Source organism: Embleya scabrispora DSM 41855 (assembly GCF_000372745.1).
In the GTDB taxonomy this organism is placed as follows: domain Bacteria; phylum Actinomycetota; class Actinomycetes; order Streptomycetales; family Streptomycetaceae; genus Embleya; species Embleya scabrispora.
Genome location: NZ_KB889674.1, coordinates 47,839 through 64,428, shown reverse-complemented (window position 1 = coordinate 64,428; position 16,590 = coordinate 47,839). Strand labels below are relative to the sequence as shown.

19 protein-coding genes and 1 pseudogene are annotated in these 16,590 nt (G+C 69.7%); 9 read left to right on the top strand and 11 right to left on the bottom strand.

Features of this window, described 5'->3' with window-relative positions; genetic code table 11:
- The first annotated feature begins 148 nt into the window (after positions 1-148).
- A complete protein-coding gene (locus A3IC_RS0125110) occupies positions 149-679 on the top strand; it encodes an SHOCT domain-containing protein (RefSeq protein ID WP_020552821.1) in 531 nt (176 codons plus the stop codon).
- A gap of 42 nt (positions 680-721) precedes the next feature.
- On the opposite strand, the gene A3IC_RS56495 is transcribed toward A3IC_RS0125110, so the two are convergent.
- Positions 722-1,966, bottom strand: a complete 1,245-nt coding sequence (locus tag A3IC_RS56495) for a PP2C family protein-serine/threonine phosphatase (protein WP_020552820.1) — start codon at positions 1,964-1,966, stop codon at positions 722-724.
- 214 nt (positions 1,967-2,180) lie between these two features.
- Between A3IC_RS56495 and A3IC_RS0125100 the strand changes: the two genes are divergently transcribed.
- Positions 2,181-2,624: a MarR family transcriptional regulator gene (locus tag A3IC_RS0125100; protein ID WP_020552819.1), complete on the top strand. Its 444-nt coding sequence runs from the start codon at positions 2,181-2,183 to the stop codon at positions 2,622-2,624.
- Between the two features lie 41 nt (positions 2,625-2,665).
- On the opposite strand, the gene A3IC_RS68950 is transcribed toward A3IC_RS0125100, so the two are convergent.
- From A3IC_RS68950 to A3IC_RS56485, 4 genes are all read right to left on the bottom strand, one after another.
- Positions 2,666-2,908 carry a hypothetical protein gene (locus tag A3IC_RS68950; RefSeq protein ID WP_158696098.1) on the bottom strand — a complete coding sequence of 81 codons (243 nt, stop codon included), beginning with the start codon at positions 2,906-2,908 and terminating at the stop codon, positions 2,666-2,668.
- A 127-nt stretch (positions 2,909-3,035) separates the two neighbouring features.
- Positions 3,036-3,590: an NmrA family NAD(P)-binding protein gene (locus A3IC_RS56490; RefSeq protein ID WP_483782878.1), complete on the bottom strand. Its 555-nt coding sequence runs from the start codon at positions 3,588-3,590 to the stop codon at positions 3,036-3,038.
- Positions 3,587-3,787 carry a zinc-binding dehydrogenase gene (locus tag A3IC_RS62670; RefSeq protein WP_020552817.1) on the bottom strand — a complete coding sequence of 67 codons (201 nt, stop codon included), beginning with the start codon at positions 3,785-3,787 and terminating at the stop codon, positions 3,587-3,589. The genes A3IC_RS56490 and A3IC_RS62670 overlap by 4 nt, the downstream gene beginning before the upstream one ends.
- The gene (locus tag A3IC_RS56485; RefSeq protein ID WP_020552816.1) at positions 3,784-4,143 is read right to left on the bottom strand and encodes a hypothetical protein; all 360 of its coding nucleotides are present in this window, start codon (positions 4,141-4,143) and stop codon (positions 3,784-3,786) included. The genes A3IC_RS62670 and A3IC_RS56485 overlap by 4 nt, the downstream gene beginning before the upstream one ends.
- A gap of 107 nt (positions 4,144-4,250) precedes the next feature.
- On the opposite strand from A3IC_RS56485, the gene A3IC_RS56480 reads away from it, so the two are divergent.
- From A3IC_RS56480 to A3IC_RS0125065, 5 genes are all read left to right on the top strand, one after another.
- Positions 4,251-4,793, top strand: a complete 543-nt coding sequence (locus A3IC_RS56480; RefSeq protein WP_052173785.1) for a SigE family RNA polymerase sigma factor — start codon at positions 4,251-4,253, stop codon at positions 4,791-4,793.
- Entirely contained in the window at positions 4,780-5,661 is an 882-nt protein-coding gene (locus A3IC_RS0125080) for a hypothetical protein (RefSeq protein ID WP_020552814.1), read from the top strand. Before A3IC_RS56480 ends, A3IC_RS0125080 begins: the two co-directional genes overlap by 14 nt.
- A gap of 268 nt (positions 5,662-5,929) precedes the next feature.
- The gene (locus A3IC_RS0125075; protein ID WP_020552813.1) at positions 5,930-7,357 is read left to right on the top strand and encodes a cellulase family glycosylhydrolase; all 1,428 of its coding nucleotides are present in this window, start codon (positions 5,930-5,932) and stop codon (positions 7,355-7,357) included.
- Between the two features lie 276 nt (positions 7,358-7,633).
- On the top strand, positions 7,634-9,901 hold the full coding sequence (locus tag A3IC_RS0125070) for a M9 family metallopeptidase (RefSeq protein WP_020552812.1): 2,268 nt from the start codon (positions 7,634-7,636) through the stop codon (positions 9,899-9,901).
- Between the two features lie 441 nt (positions 9,902-10,342).
- Positions 10,343-11,092 carry a M50 family metallopeptidase gene (locus A3IC_RS0125065; RefSeq protein ID WP_020552811.1) on the top strand — a complete coding sequence of 250 codons (750 nt, stop codon included), beginning with the start codon at positions 10,343-10,345 and terminating at the stop codon, positions 11,090-11,092.
- 482 nt (positions 11,093-11,574) lie between these two features.
- Here the strand turns inward: A3IC_RS0125065 and A3IC_RS0125060 are convergent, their stop codons facing one another.
- The gene (locus A3IC_RS0125060; RefSeq protein ID WP_020552810.1) at positions 11,575-12,480 is read right to left on the bottom strand and encodes a LysR family transcriptional regulator; all 906 of its coding nucleotides are present in this window, start codon (positions 12,478-12,480) and stop codon (positions 11,575-11,577) included.
- Between the two features lie 154 nt (positions 12,481-12,634).
- On the opposite strand from A3IC_RS0125060, the gene A3IC_RS0125055 reads away from it, so the two are divergent.
- Positions 12,635-13,180: a dihydrofolate reductase family protein gene (locus tag A3IC_RS0125055; protein ID WP_026218707.1), complete on the top strand. Its 546-nt coding sequence runs from the start codon at positions 12,635-12,637 to the stop codon at positions 13,178-13,180.
- A gap of 42 nt (positions 13,181-13,222) precedes the next feature.
- Here A3IC_RS0125055 and A3IC_RS71345 read toward each other — a convergent pair.
- Both A3IC_RS71345 and A3IC_RS0125050 read right to left on the bottom strand, forming a co-directional pair.
- Positions 13,223-13,401, bottom strand: a pseudogene (locus tag A3IC_RS71345) (transposase); the annotation flags it as partial.
- 57 nt (positions 13,402-13,458) lie between these two features.
- A complete protein-coding gene (locus A3IC_RS0125050) occupies positions 13,459-14,091 on the bottom strand; it encodes a TetR/AcrR family transcriptional regulator (RefSeq protein ID WP_020552808.1) in 633 nt (210 codons plus the stop codon).
- 62 nt (positions 14,092-14,153) lie between these two features.
- Here A3IC_RS0125050 and A3IC_RS0125045 point away from each other — a divergent pair, with 62 nt between their 5' ends.
- On the top strand, positions 14,154-14,444 hold the full coding sequence (locus tag A3IC_RS0125045; RefSeq protein WP_020552807.1) for a hypothetical protein: 291 nt from the start codon (positions 14,154-14,156) through the stop codon (positions 14,442-14,444).
- Between the two features lie 128 nt (positions 14,445-14,572).
- On the opposite strand, the gene A3IC_RS0125040 is transcribed toward A3IC_RS0125045, so the two are convergent.
- The 3 genes from A3IC_RS0125040 to A3IC_RS0125030 form a co-directional block, all read right to left on the bottom strand.
- Positions 14,573-15,139 (bottom strand): hypothetical protein, encoded by a 567-nt coding sequence (locus A3IC_RS0125040; RefSeq protein ID WP_020552806.1) that lies wholly within the window; start codon positions 15,137-15,139, stop codon positions 14,573-14,575.
- Positions 15,136-15,513, bottom strand: coding sequence for a hypothetical protein (locus tag A3IC_RS72645; protein WP_020552805.1), 378 nt, complete (start codon positions 15,511-15,513; stop codon positions 15,136-15,138). The genes A3IC_RS0125040 and A3IC_RS72645 overlap by 4 nt, the downstream gene beginning before the upstream one ends.
- Positions 15,514-15,716: 203 nt before the next feature.
- Entirely contained in the window at positions 15,717-16,313 is a 597-nt protein-coding gene (locus tag A3IC_RS0125030; RefSeq protein WP_026218706.1) for a dihydrofolate reductase family protein, read from the bottom strand.
- Positions 16,314-16,590: the final 277 nt, after the last annotated feature.

Below are 16,590 nucleotides of genomic sequence, written 5' to 3'. Positions count from 1 at the left end.
GTCGACACCGGCACGAGGCTGCGGTGGCATGTGCCGCCGGCGCCGCGTGGACGGCGATCGGTCGTCGTTGCCGCGCCCAGGGCGAGCAGGGACGACAACCGCGCACCCTCCGTCCACGCGTGCGGGTTCGAGTCGCGAAGGTAGGGCGATGATCATGGATTGGGGCGATCTCGCAGACCTTGCGCTGGACCGGCTCGACGGTGCGAACACCGTGACGCGGGCCGTCGGCGACACCGCCGTACCCGGTGAGGCCCCCGTGTGGGCGACGTCCGCCCGCGCCCGTCAGGAGTGGACCAACGGAACCCTGGTGCTCACCACCCACCGTCTGGTCCACGTCAAGGAGGGCAGGCCCCCCGCTGCGATGCCCCTGGCGGGGATCACCGACATCGGGGTCACCAGGTCCCGGCTCTCCGGGACCGTGCTGAAGGTCACCTCCCTGAGCGGCGCGCACAGTTGGGAGAACGTCACCGACATCGAGACGTTCGTCGGAAAACTGCGGGAAGCCGTCGCCGACGCCGCGAATCCGCGGCACGCCCTCGAGGAAACGACCGCCCCCGGGCAGCAGGGCGATGGGCCCTCGATGCTCGACGAGCTCGAGCGCCTCGCCGTCCTGCACCGCGACGGCGCTCTGACGGACGAGGAGTTCACCCGGGCCAAGAGACGGCTCATCGGCGACTGACCGCACCCGCCCACCCCCGTGCCCGAGCGCCGCGTCGCGTCGTCACCGCGGATCGTGAGGTGGTGCGGGGAAGGGGGAGGAGTGGGTGCGGTGCCGTCCGGAGTCATCGGCTGCCGGCCGGTCGGCGGCGGGCCTGCCGTACCAATCCAGGCAGACGACCAGGGCGTCGTCGTCGGGGACGGGACGTCCGCGATGACCGGTGAGCTCGCGCAGGACCGCCCGGGGCATCTCGGCGGGCGGCAGCAGCCGGGTGGCGTTGATCGCCCGGGCCAACGCGCGTTCCCCGTAGGCTTCGCCGGCCGGCGAGGCGACCGCGTGGACGCCGTCGCTGACGAACACGAGCCGATCGCCGGGTCGGACGTGGAATTCCTGCGCCCTGTAGTCGGTCTCCTCGAACATGCCCAGGGGCAGTTGCGCGTCGAAGTCGATCGCGGTGACCGCGCCCTCACGCAGGAGCAGCAGGCGTGGGGAGCCGGCGTCGACCACCTGGACTCGCCCGGTGGCCAGTTCGAAGTCCAGCAGCAGGACGGACAGGTAGGCGTCGCCGCGGTGCCGGCCGAAGACGGCCTGATCGGCGAGGGCCGCCTGGTCGGCGATGGGGATGCCGGCGCGTCGGGCGTTGCGCAGGGCGTTGATCGTGAGGTTGCTGAGCAGGGCGGCGTCGATGCCCTCGCCCATGCCGTTGGTCACCGTCAGGACGAGGTGGTCGGCGGTGGCGGACCAGTCGAAGTTGTCGCCGTGGACGGCGTAGGCGGGCTCGAGCTGGGCGCCGATCGCGTACTCTTCGCGGCTGCAGGCTCGTCCGGGCAGGAGCTGCCACTGCATCTCGGCCGCCAGGGTCAGGCGGTCCTTGCGCCGGGCCCGGAGGTAGAGGTCGGTGTCGCGTTCGGCGACGGTCACCGCGTGGGCGAGCATCTCGGCGATGTCGGCGAGTTCGGCCAGGATCTCCGGGGGACAGGCGTCGGTGGGAAGGGTGACGGTGAGTACACCGAGGCGGTCGCCGCGTACGGTCACCGGGAGGTGGACGACCGTGGCCTCTCGTTGTTCCTCGCGCGCGGGCTCCTGCGCGCCGAAGACTCGGCCCTGGGGACTGTTGTCGACGGAGAGGGGTTCGATGGCGTGCGGGAGCGCGGACACCGATTGCAGGACGGTCAGGCTGTAGTCGGCCATCAGCAGATCGACGGATTTCGCCCGGTAGTGCCTTGCCAGCACGCTGCGGATGGCGTCCGGCAGCCCGTGCGCGGGCGCGGCGCGCAGCGCGCGCTCGGCTTCCTCGTATGCGTTCACAGTATGTCTTCAGCCGTTCTCTGCGGGGTGCGGCGGGGAGCACCCTCGTGCGTGTCCGCGGAACGGCCCGGACCGCCTGTCGGATCAACCGCTTTTACAGCGTCTATTGTGGTGACGGCGCGGCCGTGGGGCCGACGGCCGCTTCGGGCGTCAGAGTAAGGCGGTGAGCGGGGTTACCTCCTCTCGACACGACCATTCGGACGAGACGGCGCGTGTGGCGACCGCGGCGGCCGAATTGCTCGAGATGCTGCTGGGGCGGGCGTCCACCGCACCCGTTTCCGCGTCACAGCTGCGCGTGCTGTTCCTGCTGGAACAGCACGAGGGGATCAACCTGCGCACGTTGGCCGACGGCCTGCGGTCGACACCCTCCTCGACGAGTCGCCTGTGTGACCGCTTGCAGGCGGTGGGTTTCGTCGAGCGCCTGCCCAGCGCCAGCAGTCGTCGTGAACTGGAGTTGCGACTCAGCAGGCGGGGCTGCGCCTTCCTGGCGGATCTGCGGGCCCGCCGTGAGCGGGAACTGGCAGTAGTCACCGCGCGCATGTCGGGCGAATCCCGGGCGATGCTGCTGAAGGGGCTCGAATCCCTGCGGAGCGCCGCCGTCCCTGTCATGGACGAGGGGGCGGACGCATCGCTCGCCCCCCACGCGCGGACCGCTTGAGGCGACCGGCCGCCATACGCGGGCCGCGCGGTGCGCCCGCTTCAGCGTGTGCCGGGAGCGCCGAGCACGCCGGGCCGACGTGTCGCGACCGGACGCCGGCCGATGCCGATGCCGATGTCCCATGGCGACTCCTTCCGTCGGACGCGCGGCGCCACACGACCGCAGGCGAGCGGATCGAGCGGCGGACCAACGTCGTTGCCTTCGACGTCGGTTGCCCCGCCGTCCGAAGCGAAGCGTATCGAATGATTGACTGATGACAAATATTGCGGGTCGACATGCGTCACGGTTTCGGTCTGCGTGACCCCGGGCGCGTTCCCTCGGGGACCACCTCGTGAACGCGGCCCCGACAACGCGCGTGTGCGTGGGCCGGGCCGCCGACGAGGTGGCGGTGCGGCCTCGTCCCGCGGCTCCTTACCCCCAGGTGGGCGTCTGTGCGAAGACGTGTTCCCAATCGATGCCCTCGGCCCATCGGCGGAAGTCGTGCCACGCGACCTCGGGGAACTCGGCGTGCAGAGCCGCGATGTCGGTGTGCGGCGGGTTGTCCTCGAAGCTCTGGAACATGTCGGCGATCTCGTCGCCGGCCCACTGTCGTACCTGCGGGATCGGGATGTGCGCGTAGGGGAGGTCCTTGCCGAGCACGCCGGAGAGGATCCGCGCGACCTCGACCGTGCTGAGACTGTCCGAGACGACGTCGATCCGGTGCCCGGTGAGGGTGCCCGGGTTCTCGATCGCGTGTACGGCCAATCCCGCGATGTCGAGCACCGTGACCTGGTCGAGTCGGCGGTCGGCCGAGAGCGGGAACGCGTAGACGCCCTGCGGCAAACGGTTGAAGCCGACGTTGAGCGCGTTCTCCATGAAATAGCGGGGTCGAACGGGCTGACCGCCTGCGCGGGAGGCGGTTCGACGGGGGCGGTTCGACGAGGGCGGAACCGGGGGAGCGTTTCGGAAGCGACGGAAGCGACTCAGTCGACCGTCAGGACGACCTTGCCGCGCACGTGTCCGGTCTCGATCTCGCGGTGCGCCTCGGCGGCGTCGGCCGGCGCCACCTCGCGCGCGGTCTCGATCCGCAGCAGGTATTTCTCGAACAGCGCGGCGAGCGCGCCGAGTTGCTCGGCGTTGCGAGTGGCTCGCACCGCCTGTACAAACACGATCGCGCGACTCATGCCGAACCCTCCTCCTCGCCCGCACCCGCGTCCGCGGGCACAAGCATCTTCATCAGTTGCGCGCGCACTCGCCGGCGGTATTCGGCGGAAAGCGGATCGATGCCGTAGATGCCCTCGACCACCTGCGGAAGCGCGATCGGGGCGAAGGACAACACGAAGCCGAGCAGCACCGCGAACTCGGCGTCGAACTCGTCGGTGACCTCACCCGATTCCTGTCGGGCGCGCATCCGCTCCACCGCGCCGGCCATCGTCGTGCGCCATTCGTCCGTCAGCGCCTGCGCGTCGTCGGGTCCGTCGCCGAGCGCCTGCCACACGACCATCCGCGCACGTTGCGGATCGTCGAGGGTGGCGTCCATTTGGGAATCCGACAACCTCACGGCGACAGACGCCTCTTCGCGATCTTTCCGCGCTCGGGCAACCCCGCGCCCCCAAGCCCTTGTTTGTATGGGTGAAGGGGGTGTGCATGAAGCCAGACGACGCTGCGGCTTTCCGCGAGTTCGTCCAGTCCCGATGGGGAAGGCTGGTGCGGATCGCGTACTTGATGACCGGAGACCACGGCGAGGCCGAGGATCTCACCCAAACGGCACTTGCCCGGGTGGGCGCCTCGTGGACGCGGGTGCGGGCGGTCGAGCAGCCGGATTCGTACGTGCGCCGGGTCCTCGTCAACTGCAATATCAACCGGTATCGCCGGCTGCGCCCGGTGGCCTTGTTCGGCATGCGCACGCCCGATGTGCCGGGCCCTGATCCGACCCACCAGATCGACGAGCGCGATGCGTTGATGCGCGCCCTGGCCGATCTGCCCCCGCGCCAGCGCGCCGTGGTCGTCCTGCGTTTTTGGGACGACATGTCGGAGGCGGACGTGGCGGGGGTTCTCGGCTGCTCGGTCGGAACCGTCAAGAGCCAGACATCCAAGGGCCTCGCGAAGCTGCGCCGCGACCCCGCACTGGCGGCGGCAGCTCGGAACGCGCAGGCCCCGTTGGAAGGGACATCCCATGAACGTACGTGACGAAACGGCCTGGATCCGGGCCGGACTCGACGAGCGGATGGCGGACTTCACCGAACCGCCGGCTCCGATCGAGAGCATCGACCGCCGGCGCCGCCGAATCCGCCGGCGCCGCACGGGAGTGACGGTCACCCTGACTTCCGCCGCCGTGGCGATCGCGGCGGTCTGCACGCTCGCCCTGGTCGAACACAGCCCCAAGGGCGCGGCGACCCGCCAGGGCCCGGCCGCCGCCGGTACCGCCGGCGCCTCGGTGAAGCCCACCTACACCGCGCGCACGCTCCCGGGGGGAACACAGGCGCCTGTGCCGCCGCATGGCGCGGAGGTTGCCCGGCGCACCGAGGGCGCCATCGCCGTGATCATCGAGACCCTCGACCCCGCGAAGGCCCACCTGCGATTCATCGCGCCGGAATACGGCGGCGACAACGACGGCTTCACCCATGCCCGCTACGACGGTGCGTGGCAGGACGGCGACCGTACGGGCAACCTGGCCGTCACCTTCTACTCGCCCAAATTGGCGGTCGGCAACGAACCGCGGGCCGGGCAAGGCCCCAAGATCCCACTGGACAACCCCGCGGACCTGTGCGGCACGCCCCCCGACCCGGAAGCGCTCGACACGAACCGGTGGAACGAGTGCACCCCGCAGACGCTGCCCGACGGCCGCGTCATCAGCGTCGGCCGCGGCACCTCCACCGACCCCGACGCGGTCACCGCCACCGTCACCCATCCCGACGGCAGCAAGGTCAGCGTCTCCATGACCGTGCACGGCTACGGCCAGACCACCCCACCGACCCAAGGCACTCCCCTGACCACGATCCCGGTCACCCAGGCACAACTGAAGTCCCTGGTGGAGGACCCTCGCATCAAGTGGTGACCCCCGCCCGGTGCGGGACGGCCCGATCCCGGGCCGTGGACTCGAGCACCGGGTGACGCCCGGGCAGTGTGATCGGCTGCCCGGGCCGGAGTACACGGACCCGGCGCCACGAAGGGGGCGGGGCGGATGGCCGTAAACCACCACGCCATCTGGGAAGTTGCCGAACTCGGCAGTAATATCCGACTCGCTCGCGCACCGCCGCCGCGGCCCGATGCCCGCCTGTCCCACGGGCCGTTTCCGCACCTCCGCGTCTCCGAAAGGTCCGCGCATGCGCCTTCGCCTCGTGTTGTCGGCTCTCGTCGTCGCCCTCCTGTGCACCTTCGGCGTGGTCCCCGCCCAGGCCCGTCCCGGCGACGGCGGGGGAGGCGGCCCGGCGCCGGACCGGGTGACCGTGGGGGAGCGCACGTACATCGCCGACGATCGCGGCCGGGCGACCCAGTGGCGCGGCTTCGACCTCTCCGACAAGGGTCATCGCGGCGCCGAGGCGTTCGCCGACATCCACGAGCGGGACCTGCGCGAGATGGCCGCGCGCGGCTTCAACCTCGCGCGCCTCGCCTTCTTCTGGGACGACCTCGAACCCGCCCAGGGCCGGTACGACCGCACCTATCTCGCCAAGATGCGCCGCATCCTCGACTGGGCCGACCGCTACGGCATCAAGGTCGTCCTCGACGCCCACCAGGACATCTACGGCCCGCACTTCGGCGCGCGCGGCATCCCCGACTGGGCCACCCGCGACGACGGTCTGCCGTTCGAGCCGATACCCGGCGACTGGTTCTCCGAATACTTCGAGCCGTCCGTACAAACGGCGTTCGACCACCTGTACAACGACCGCGACCTGCGCACCGCCCACGCCCGCATGTGGACGACCGTCGCCGCGACACTCGGACGGCACCCGGCGCTGCTCGGCTACGACCTGATGAACGAGCCGTTCGCCAAGTTCCTCGAAGGCGAGGACCTGCCGACCGCCGCGAGCCGCTTCGAGGCCACCCAACTGACCGACCTGTGGAACCGCCTCGCCGACGCCATACGCCTCGTCGACCGCAAATCCTGGGTCTTCGTCGAACCCACGGTCATCGTCGGCCTGGGCGTCCCGACCACCCTCGGTCACATCGACGACCCGCACGCCGCCTACATGCCGCACTTCTACGAGACCGCGATGGAATCCGGCGCCGACTACGACCCGAACGGCACCTTCATCGCCGCCTACGAGGCGGCCATCAGCGACTATCCGACCCGCAACCGCATGCCGGTCATCGTCGGGGAGTGGGGCACGAGCCCCGCCATCCCGCACGGTGCGCAGTTCATCAACGACATGACCGCTGCCATGTCCCGCTTCTCCAGCGGCTGGACATGGTGGCAGTGGTGCCTGGGCAACGGCGGCTACTGCAACCTCGACCCGAACGGGAACTGGCGTCCGAACGCCGAACTGCTCAGTCAGCCGTACGCGTCCGCCACAGCCGGCAACCCCCTGGCAGCCGGCTACGACCCGACGACCCGCACCTACCGCCTCACTTACACCACGCGCCGCAACACCGACGGACCCACCGAGATCGTCGTTCCCGAGAGCGTCTACCCGCACGGCTACCACGTCAAGATCGACGGCCCAAGGGCAAGTCGCAACGACCGAGGCCGAACGGTCAAGGTCACCACACACGCCCGCCCGGGCACCGCGTACACGATCACCATCACTCCGTAACGCGCCCAGCCGCCGGTGCCCGAGACCGGCAAGCGTCCCACCGGGGTTCGAACAGCCTTCACCGCAGCATTGCCCGAGGTCGCCTATGACGACGTCTCGGTTGTGGGCGGCAGTCCGGCCAAGGCTCTTCCGGCGTGATGCCACATGTGCAATGTTACATGTCGCATATCGGCAGGCCGCGTTCTGGTACGCGGCCGACAACGGCCCCGGAGGCCCCCGCAGATGAGTCCCTCCCGGATATCAAAGGCCAATACGCGCAGACTCCCTGCGCTCGGCGTGGCCCTGTTCATGGCGCTCGGCCTGTTCGCGCCACCGAGCCAGGCCGCCCCGGTCGGCGCCACGGCTCCGGCCGGTGTGAGCGCCGGCAAAACCGCGGCCCCGGCGCCGCGGTCGATCCCGGTCCCCAAGTCACCCGACGCCAGGACCGACAGCGCCGGCTTCAAGATCTCCTCGCCGGAAGGCACCGAGGAGTCCGCCCCGCAGGCCTCCCCGGCGGCCGAACCGGCCAAGGGCGGCGGGCAGTTCTCGGCCGCCGGGGACGAATGCGGGGACCTGTCCGGAGTCGTCAACGCCACGGGCAGCGCGCTGATCCAACAACTCAAGGCCCTTCCCAAGGTCACGTGCACCTACCCGCTGTTCAACCTCACCGGGGCGACCGCGGGGACGGCCTTCCGCGAAGCCAAGATGGTGACCGTCGCCGAGGCGCTGCGCGACACCGCCGCGACGTACCCGGGCACCAACACCACCTCCATCGGACAGCTGGTGATGTTCCTGCGCGCCGGCTACTACGTGCAGGACAACCACGCGGACGCCGTCGGCGACTACGGTCCGGCGTTGGACACCGCGGCCCGCAGCGCGCTGGACGCCTTCTTTGCCTCCCCGCACAGCAAGGACATCACCGACGCCAACGGCGAGAACCTCAACGAGGTCGTCACGTTGATCGACAGCACCCACACGGCCGGTCGGTACGCCGGCGTCGTCAAGTGGCTGCTCGCCGGCTACGGGGCCACCTGGCCCAGCCGGATGACCCTCGCCGTGGAGCACGTCGAGTGGGTCGTCGAGAACGGCTTCAAGGCCAAGAACGACGGCCGCGGCTGGCGGGCCGCCCTCAAGGCCGACCCCACCATCCTCGACACCTGGGCCGACTTCATCATCCGCAACAACGCCCAGCTGAACCGCTTGGACGTCGTCAGCAACGTCGGCCGCTACCTCGGCTACGCCCTCGACGTCCCCGAGCTCAAGGACCGGGTCCGGCCGCTGCTGAAGGACCTGATCAACCGCTACCCGAACGTCGGCCCCACCGCACCGATCACCATGAACCTGGCCTGGTACACGCGCCGGTTCGACAAGAACAACTGTGCGGCCTACGCCATCTGCGACCTCGGCGACCGTGTGCTCCCCGTGGTCCTGCCGATTCGGCACACCTGTAACCCGAACCTGAAGTTCCGCGCCCAGGACATGTCTCCCGGGCAGCTGGCCACCACCTGCACCAGCCTGATCAACCAAGACGCGTATTTCCACCGGGTGATCGGCGACAAGGGCGCGATCCCCGGTGACGTGAACACCAACCTCGAGGTCGTCGCCTTCGACGACTACGCCCAGTACGCGCTGTACGCCTGGGCCATCTACAACATCGACGTCGACAACGGCGGCATGTACGAGGAGGGCAACCCGACCCAGGCCGGCAACCAGGCCCGCTTCATCGCCCACGAGGCCGACTGGCTGCGTCCGTCCTTCGAGATCTGGAACCTCAACCACGAGTACACCCACTACCTCGACGGCCGCTACAACATGTACGGCGACTTCGATGCCAGTCTGACCACGCCGACCATCTGGTGGGTCGAGGGCATCGCCGAGAACATCTCGTTCGGCTACCGCAACGAGCGCAACGCCGATGCCATCGCCGCGGCCGGCCTGAAGACCTACACGCTCAGCGAACTGTTCGACACCGTCTACGGTCAGGACGAAGACCCCGACGTCAACTCGGCCCGGGTCTACCGGTGGGGCTTCCTGGCCGTCCGCTACATGCTGCAGGCGCACCCCGCGGACGTCGAGACGGTGCTCGCCAAGTACCGCACCGGTGACTGGAACGGCGCCCGCACCTTCCTGAAGCAGACCATCGGCACCGGCTACGACGCCGGCTTCGCCACCTGGCTGACGACCACCTGCGCCACCGACGACTGCGGCCCCCTGCCGGAGGCGTCGTCCGTACCGCTCTGCACCATCGCCGACCCCCGCCAGTTCGACAAGAACTGCCGCCGGGACAACCTCGCGGCCACCACCGGCAATTACAGCTACCACTTCCTCCACCTGCCGGCCGGCGTCAAGGAGCTGACCATCACCAGCAGCGGCGGCACCGGCAACGCCGACCTGTACTACGGCGGAACCAGCTGGGCCACCACCGGCAACTACCAGGCGAAGTCCACCAACGCCGGCAACGGTGAGACCTTGACGATCGCCGACCCGCCATCCGGCTGGGTCTACTTCTCCCTCGCCGCCTCGCAGACCTTCGGCGGCGTGAGCGCCACCACGCAGTACAAGTGAGCCGGTCCACCGGGCCTCGCACCGAGCCCCGGTGGACCAGGATCCCCTGAGCAGGGATCCGCCCGGCAAATCGGGCCCCGCCGGCGTGGCACGGCCGGGAAACGGGGCCCAGGCGTGACGGCGGTCCTCGCCACCCGGTTGTGGCCGGCAAGGACCGCCGCTCGTGTCCGGGGTTCTGCTCGGCCGCACAGTACCGCGCACGGGAACTCGGAGCCACGCTCGCAGCCGTGGCCGGCTTCTCGTGTGTCGGGGGCGTGTGATCCGGAAAACGCGGGGTCCGGCCCGGACGCGCCGGATGGCTTGACGTGCCCGGGACGGTCACCGACCGTGTGTCATTCGTGAACCGTTCCACGCCCCTTGCCCCGACGCACCCGCGTGGCCTTGTCGGCCGGCGGGTCGGCTGCTTCGCGTCCGAAGGGCGGGTCAGAGCATCGGAGTTGCATGACCTTGTCGTTCTCGCGGCTCCTGTGGGAGCACGCCCTCGCGAGGCAGCCGCATCCGCCTCCGGGGCTTGTCCTCGTCGCCGGGGGTGTGGCCTTGACCTGTGTGGTGCATCGGTTGGCATGGTCCACCTTGCGGTGCTACTCGGTGATGGCACACGAGGCGGGCCACGTCCTCGCCGCGCTCCTGTGCGGACATCGCGTCGTCGCCGTCCGCTTGGAGGTCGACAACTCGGGAACCACGTCTCATCGAGGCAAGGGCCGCGTTCGCCGACTCCTGATCTCGGCGGCCGGCTATCCGGCACCCTCGTTGGCGGGAATCGGTGGTGCGGCTCTTCTGCGCGCGGGGCACGTCACGGCGTCGCTGTGGGGCGTAACCGCTTTGATGCTCCTGCTGTTGACGACGATTCGCAACGTGTTCGGCGTGGTGATCATCCTCCTCGCGTCCGGTGTCCTGGCCGCGGTGTCGTGGCAGGGCCGGACGGACGTACAGGCTTTCGCCGCGTACGTGGTCGTCTGGTTCCTGCTGATCGCCGCGGTACGGCACGTCGTCGAGCTGCTACGACGCCATCTGAAGGGCAACTCCTCCTCCGACGCGGCGAATTTGGCGACCTCCACCGGGATACCGTGGCCCGTGTGGGTGGCGGCCTTCGGCCTGATTTCGATCGCCATGGCCTGGCTCGGCGCCACCTGGCTGCTCGATGACGGAGACGTGTTCACGGCCTGGAATCCGCTGCGGTTGCCCGGCTAGGCAGCCACAACGCGCGACCTCGATTCCCGGTTGGGGCGGCAACATCACCAGGGCACACGGCGGAGGCAGGCGACCGCCGCAGGCGCGGTTCTCGGCTCCGCCGGCGACCACTCGGGAGCACGGGGTGCGGTGAGCCCGGACGGGAGCGGCGATCCCGGGTCGGCGCACCCGTCCGGACGCGCGGGGAATTTCGGGCGGGAGACGGCCGTTGTGCTTTCCGTCGGTGAGGGTGTGCCCCCGGGCCCAACCATTGCCTCCGTGGAATACCGCTCGGCTGGAGCCACGGTGTGCCTTCCGCCGTGAGGCGGCCACCCTCACCGACCTTCGACGTCGACGGCGCCGTTCCCGCATCGGGGCGGCGCCGTTCGCGTTCTCCGGCCGCACGGGGGCGTGCGGGGCGGTTCGGCGATGTTGTCGGACGTGATGGGCGTCGAGGCGGAATTCGGGGTTGCCGTCGGCACGGAGCCCGGCCGAGGGAGCGGTCAGCGGATGGGGGTGGCGAGTTCGTGGACGATGTCGAGGTAGGCCGCGGCGACGGCGTTCAAGCCGGTGCGCGGCCACAGGAAGCCGTAATCGATCGGCAGGGCGTCGCGCAGCGGGACGAACGCCAGGCCCGGGCGGGAGTGGAAGTCCTGGGCGCGCAGCGACACCGTGCTGACACCGACGCCCATGCTGACGTGGACCAGTACCTCGGGCCAGAACCGGGTGGCCGGCCCTTGCGTGATCGGACGGCCGGACGGGGTTCTTCGCGGGAAGTAGTAGTCCATCCAGTACTCGGGGACGTTCTCCGAGTCGATCGTGACCAGCGTCGTATCGGCGAGGTCTTCCAGCGAGACGGACTCCATGGCGGCGAAGGGGTGGTCGGCGGGCACCATCAGCCCGCGCGGCTCGGCGAACATCAGCGGCCCCCGGACGATGTCCGGCTCGTCGATGGGGAACTCGGTGAGCTGCAGGTCCACCTTGCCGGCCCGCATGAGGCCGAGCGGGTCGACGAGCTGGATCTCCTGGATCTCCACCACGCTGTCCGGATGGCGCACACGGAACAGGTCGGCGGCCTTGACGAGCAGGTTGCCGCACCACGCCCCGGAGAAGCCGACGCGCACCACACCCTTGATGCGCACGCCTCGGGTTGTTGTGATCGCCTGCGCCAGCCCGGCGGCGATCTGGTCGTACGCGGGTCGCAGGTCGTCGCGCAGCTGCTCGCCGAGCGGAGTCAGCGTCACCTTACGGCTGTTGCGTTCGAACAGCGGTCCGCCGACGCGGCGCTCCAGCTTGCGGATGGTCTGGCTGATCCGGCCGGTCGTGACGTGCAGGCGCTCGGCGGTGCGCCCGAAGTGCAGCTCCTCGGCGAGCGTGAGAAACGCTTCGAGCTCCAACCGTTCAAGCATGCCCGCCCCCTGATCGTTTAATCGCGCTCAACCTAGCGTGCTGCGGTCGGATCTTGTTGTACCGCGTGCGGATCTTGGACGCTGGAGGGGTCGCGTCCGACGGTCACCGGGACCTCGGAGCGGATCCCCCATGCTGCGAAACGGAGACTTCCGCATGAGCAAGGTCGTTGCGGTCATGTACATCACGATGGACGGCGTCGTCGAGGACCCCGCGTGGACCGGCCCGTTCTGGAACGACGAGCACGCCAAGTACCAGAACGGCCAACTGCGCGCGAGCCGCGCCCTGCTGCTGGGGCGCGCCACCTACGAGAGCTTCGCGAAGGCGTGGGCCCCGCGCGACGAGTCGGACGAGTTCACCGCGCGGATGAACCACATCCCCAAGTACGTCGCCACCACCACGCTGCAGACGACGACCTGGAACACGGCGATCCTCGACGGCGACGTCGTCGAACAGGTGGCCAAGCTCAAGGCCGAGCCGGGCGACGACCTCCTGATCTACGGCAGCGTCACGCTCGTCGACACGCTGATCGAGCACGACCTGGTCGACGAACTCAAGCTGTTCCTCCACCCGGTGACCGTCGGCACCGGCAAGCGCCTGTTCAAGGATGGTCTCACCCCGAAGACCTGGACCCTCGCGGGCACCCAGTCCTTCAGCTCGGGCGCGATCGTCCTCGACTACCGCCCCGCCCCGGCGGCCTGACCCACCGCCCGCGGCGGGCACGGCGACCACACGTCCGCGACTGCGGCCGAATAACCCGAACACGGTCCGGAACGGCGGGTAGTCGGCCGGCAGGGCCCGCCGGTTGATCCCGTTGTCCGTGACATGGCGGATCGCGGCGGCGATGTCGCGGCGATGGTGCTTCTCGGGGCGGCCGCCGGGGGCCGGCGCCATGCCGGGGTCGGCAACAGCGGTTCCGGCAGGGCCCATTCGGCGTCGGTTGTGTCGCAGGGGTAGCGCTGCCGGCCGTCCGGGCCGGGTCAGGCGAGCAGTAGTCGGCACCAGGTGTCGGCGAGCCATTGTTCGAACCGTTCGGGCGGCCAGCCGCGGTCTTCGACCAGCAGGCAATAGAACTCGGGCGAGTTGGTGGCCCAGATGACGTCGGCCACCTCGTCCGGGTCCAGTTCGTGGCGCAGTTGCCCGGTCGCGGCCAGGTCACGGGCGAGCAGTCGCATGTTGTCCGCGCGGCGTCGGGTGATGTCCTGCCAGATCCGGGCGACTTCGGGGGGCCCGGTGCGGGCGACGCGCAGCAGCGGCGCCAGCCGGGCGTGCATCTCCCGGATGGCCCGCGCGTAGCGGCGAAGTTTGCGGGCCGCGTCCGGCTCGGCGCGCATCTCGCGCACGTAGTCGCGCTCGGCCGCCGGGACGGCCTCGTCGGTGCCGGAGATGGCGGCCTCCACCAGATGCAGGAACAGCGCGGGTTTGCGGCCGGCGACCGTGTAGACGGTGTCGACCGCGACGCCCGCGGACTCGGCGAGTTGCGCCATGGTGGTCGCCGCGTAGCCGCGTTCGACGAACAGCCGCGTGGCGGTGTCCAGGATCGCCCGGCGGGTCTCCTGCGCGGCGGCGCGGCGGCGGCTGGTGTCGTATTGCCTCTTGACCTGTCTGTCCACGCGGTCGATGCTAATCGCATTCATCCGAAACGGCTTCGGTTGAATATGAGGGATGTGGTCCCGTGACGTACGCGTTCACCTTCGAGGTGCCGATCGACCCGGCCATCTACGCACGGATCAGGGAAGCGTTGGGGTCGGAGAAGCCCCCGGGGCTGGTGGCCCACCTCGTCCACCGCACACCGGGCGGGCTGCGGTACACCGATGTCTGGGAGTCGGAGGCCCACTGGAAGAGGTTCGCCGGGGAGCGCCTGCACCCGGTCGTGGATCGAGTGGTCACCGCGGCGCTGGGCTTTCGCCCGCCCGAGCCGGCGGTCGAACAACTGGAGATGATCGACGCCTGGATCGGCGACTGACGCCCGCCGAGGGCGGCCGTGGCCGCCCTCGGAGACGGCGCGCGGCTGTGGGGGAGGCGCGGTGGGGATCTCCCACCCCGACTCCGTCACCCACCTCATCGAGGACGCCGCCGGCGGCGCCTGTCCCGCTAGCGCCGTACGGTGAAGAACGCCAGGCCCTGCTGGTCCGAGTCCTGTGCCTGGCCGCTCGCCGCCACGACCGCAAGCTGGACACCGACTTTCCTGATCCAATCGTCGTCCGGGATGACAGCCTCTCCCGAGAACGAACCATCCGCTGCCGCGCGGAACTCGCCGAGCTGTGGATTCATCGGATCCTGGCAGATCACCTGCACGATTTTGCCCGGCTGGAAGCCGGTGCCCGAGATCCGGATGGGAGTCCCCGGAGGACCCGAGTTCGGCTCGATGGTGATCTCGGTGTTGGCCGGGGTCGCGGCCGGCGGCTCGCCGTTGTCGTCGTTCACGCGTCCGACGAGCCACGCCACGGCGACGATCGCGGCCACGGCGACCGCGACCAGCATGACCAGCGTCAGTGGGCCCAACTGTTTGACGATGTTCTTGTTGTTGTGGGTGCGTGAACTGTTGTCCACGGTCATGTCACGGCCGGACAGGTACGCCGAGGCGTGATCGTTCACCGAAGCGTGCGTGGTCGACCGGCCGGGGTCCTCGCCCGGGGGCAGCGGCGGTGGCTGTGTCATGACGAGGTCTTCTTGACCGTCATGTCGCGACCGGCCAGATAGGCCTCTCCGTGGCCGGAGACGTTGGCGCTCATCCGGATGTCGGTGATGCCGGCGCGTGCGGCGTCCGGCAGCAGCGGAGTCAGCTCTTCATCAAGGACGCGCTGCAACTCGGCCCGCAGCGAGGGGTCCTCGGACAGCAGCCGCCTGAGTTTGCGCTGCCAGTCGCCGATCAGGGCCTCTTCGACGGAACCGTCTCCGACCGCCCGTGCCTCGGTCACCTCGGTGCGGCAGTGCGCCAGTTCCGCCTCGATGGCCGGGACCTCTTCGGCGTGGCGCTGCCGCCAGAACGCCACCACCGCCTGGCGTGCCTGCTCCCAGGTCTGCGTCGCCATTGCCCCCACCACTGCGGATGCCGCAGCAAGTGTCAACGGATCCACGCGATTTCCCCCTCGCGTCCGAATACCACCACCAAGGGTAGTCCGGAGTATGGAACTCCGTGCGTATTCGCGGCTATTCGGCTCGCGATTTCAGCACTGTGCCGGCGCGGCCGGGAGCGTTCCCGGCCGCGCCGTGAGAACCCGATCCCGGGCGCGAACTACGCCGCGGCCACCGGTCGGTAGGTGCACACGTGCACGCCTGTGCCGCTGACCACCGTCGAGACCAGTTCGAGCGTGCGCAGTGTGCCGTCGGCCGGGTAGATCGTCTTTCCGCCGCCGAGGAGCACCGGCATGATCATGAGCCGCAGTTCGTCGACCAGCCCGTTGGCGAGGAGGGTGCGGGCGAGCGTCAGGCTGCCCATCACCACCAGGTCCCGGCCCTCGGTGTCACGCAGCTTCCGGATCCGGTCGAGTGCCTGGTCGCCGGGTATGCGGGTGGTGTTGTTCCACGTCGGGTCGTCTTCGCCCGGCGTGCCGGAGACGACGTACTTGGCGACCGAGTTCATGTGGTCGGCGAAGGGGTCGCCGGCCCGCTCGGGCCACGCGGCGGCCATGACCTGCCACGTGCGGCGCCCGAAAAGCAGCGCGTCGGTGTCGGCGGCCCACTCGGCGAGGGCGCCGCCCATCACCTGCGGGTCGAAGAACGGGTGCGTCCAGCCGCCGTGGGCGAACCCGCCGTCGGTGTCCTCGTCGGGGCCGCCGGGAGCCTGCATGACGCCGTCCAGGCTGACGAATTCACCAATCACAATGCGCATCGAACTGTCTCGCTTCCTCGTTGGTTGCCGGTCATGGAGGGCGTCGGGCCGTCCACTACTCCGTCGGTTCCGACGATCATTTTTTGCGGGCGCCCCAGCGGCTGACCTTCGACCACCTCGTCGTGCGACGACGTGCGCGTCACCAAGCCGGGCGGGCCTCGGGTTTCTTCCGTGGGGCTCGCACCGTCGTCGACTCGCCGATGTGACAGGGAATAATGCAATTCCCTGTCACATGGCCGCCACGACGCGTCCATGCACCCCGGCGATCCGGCCGGGC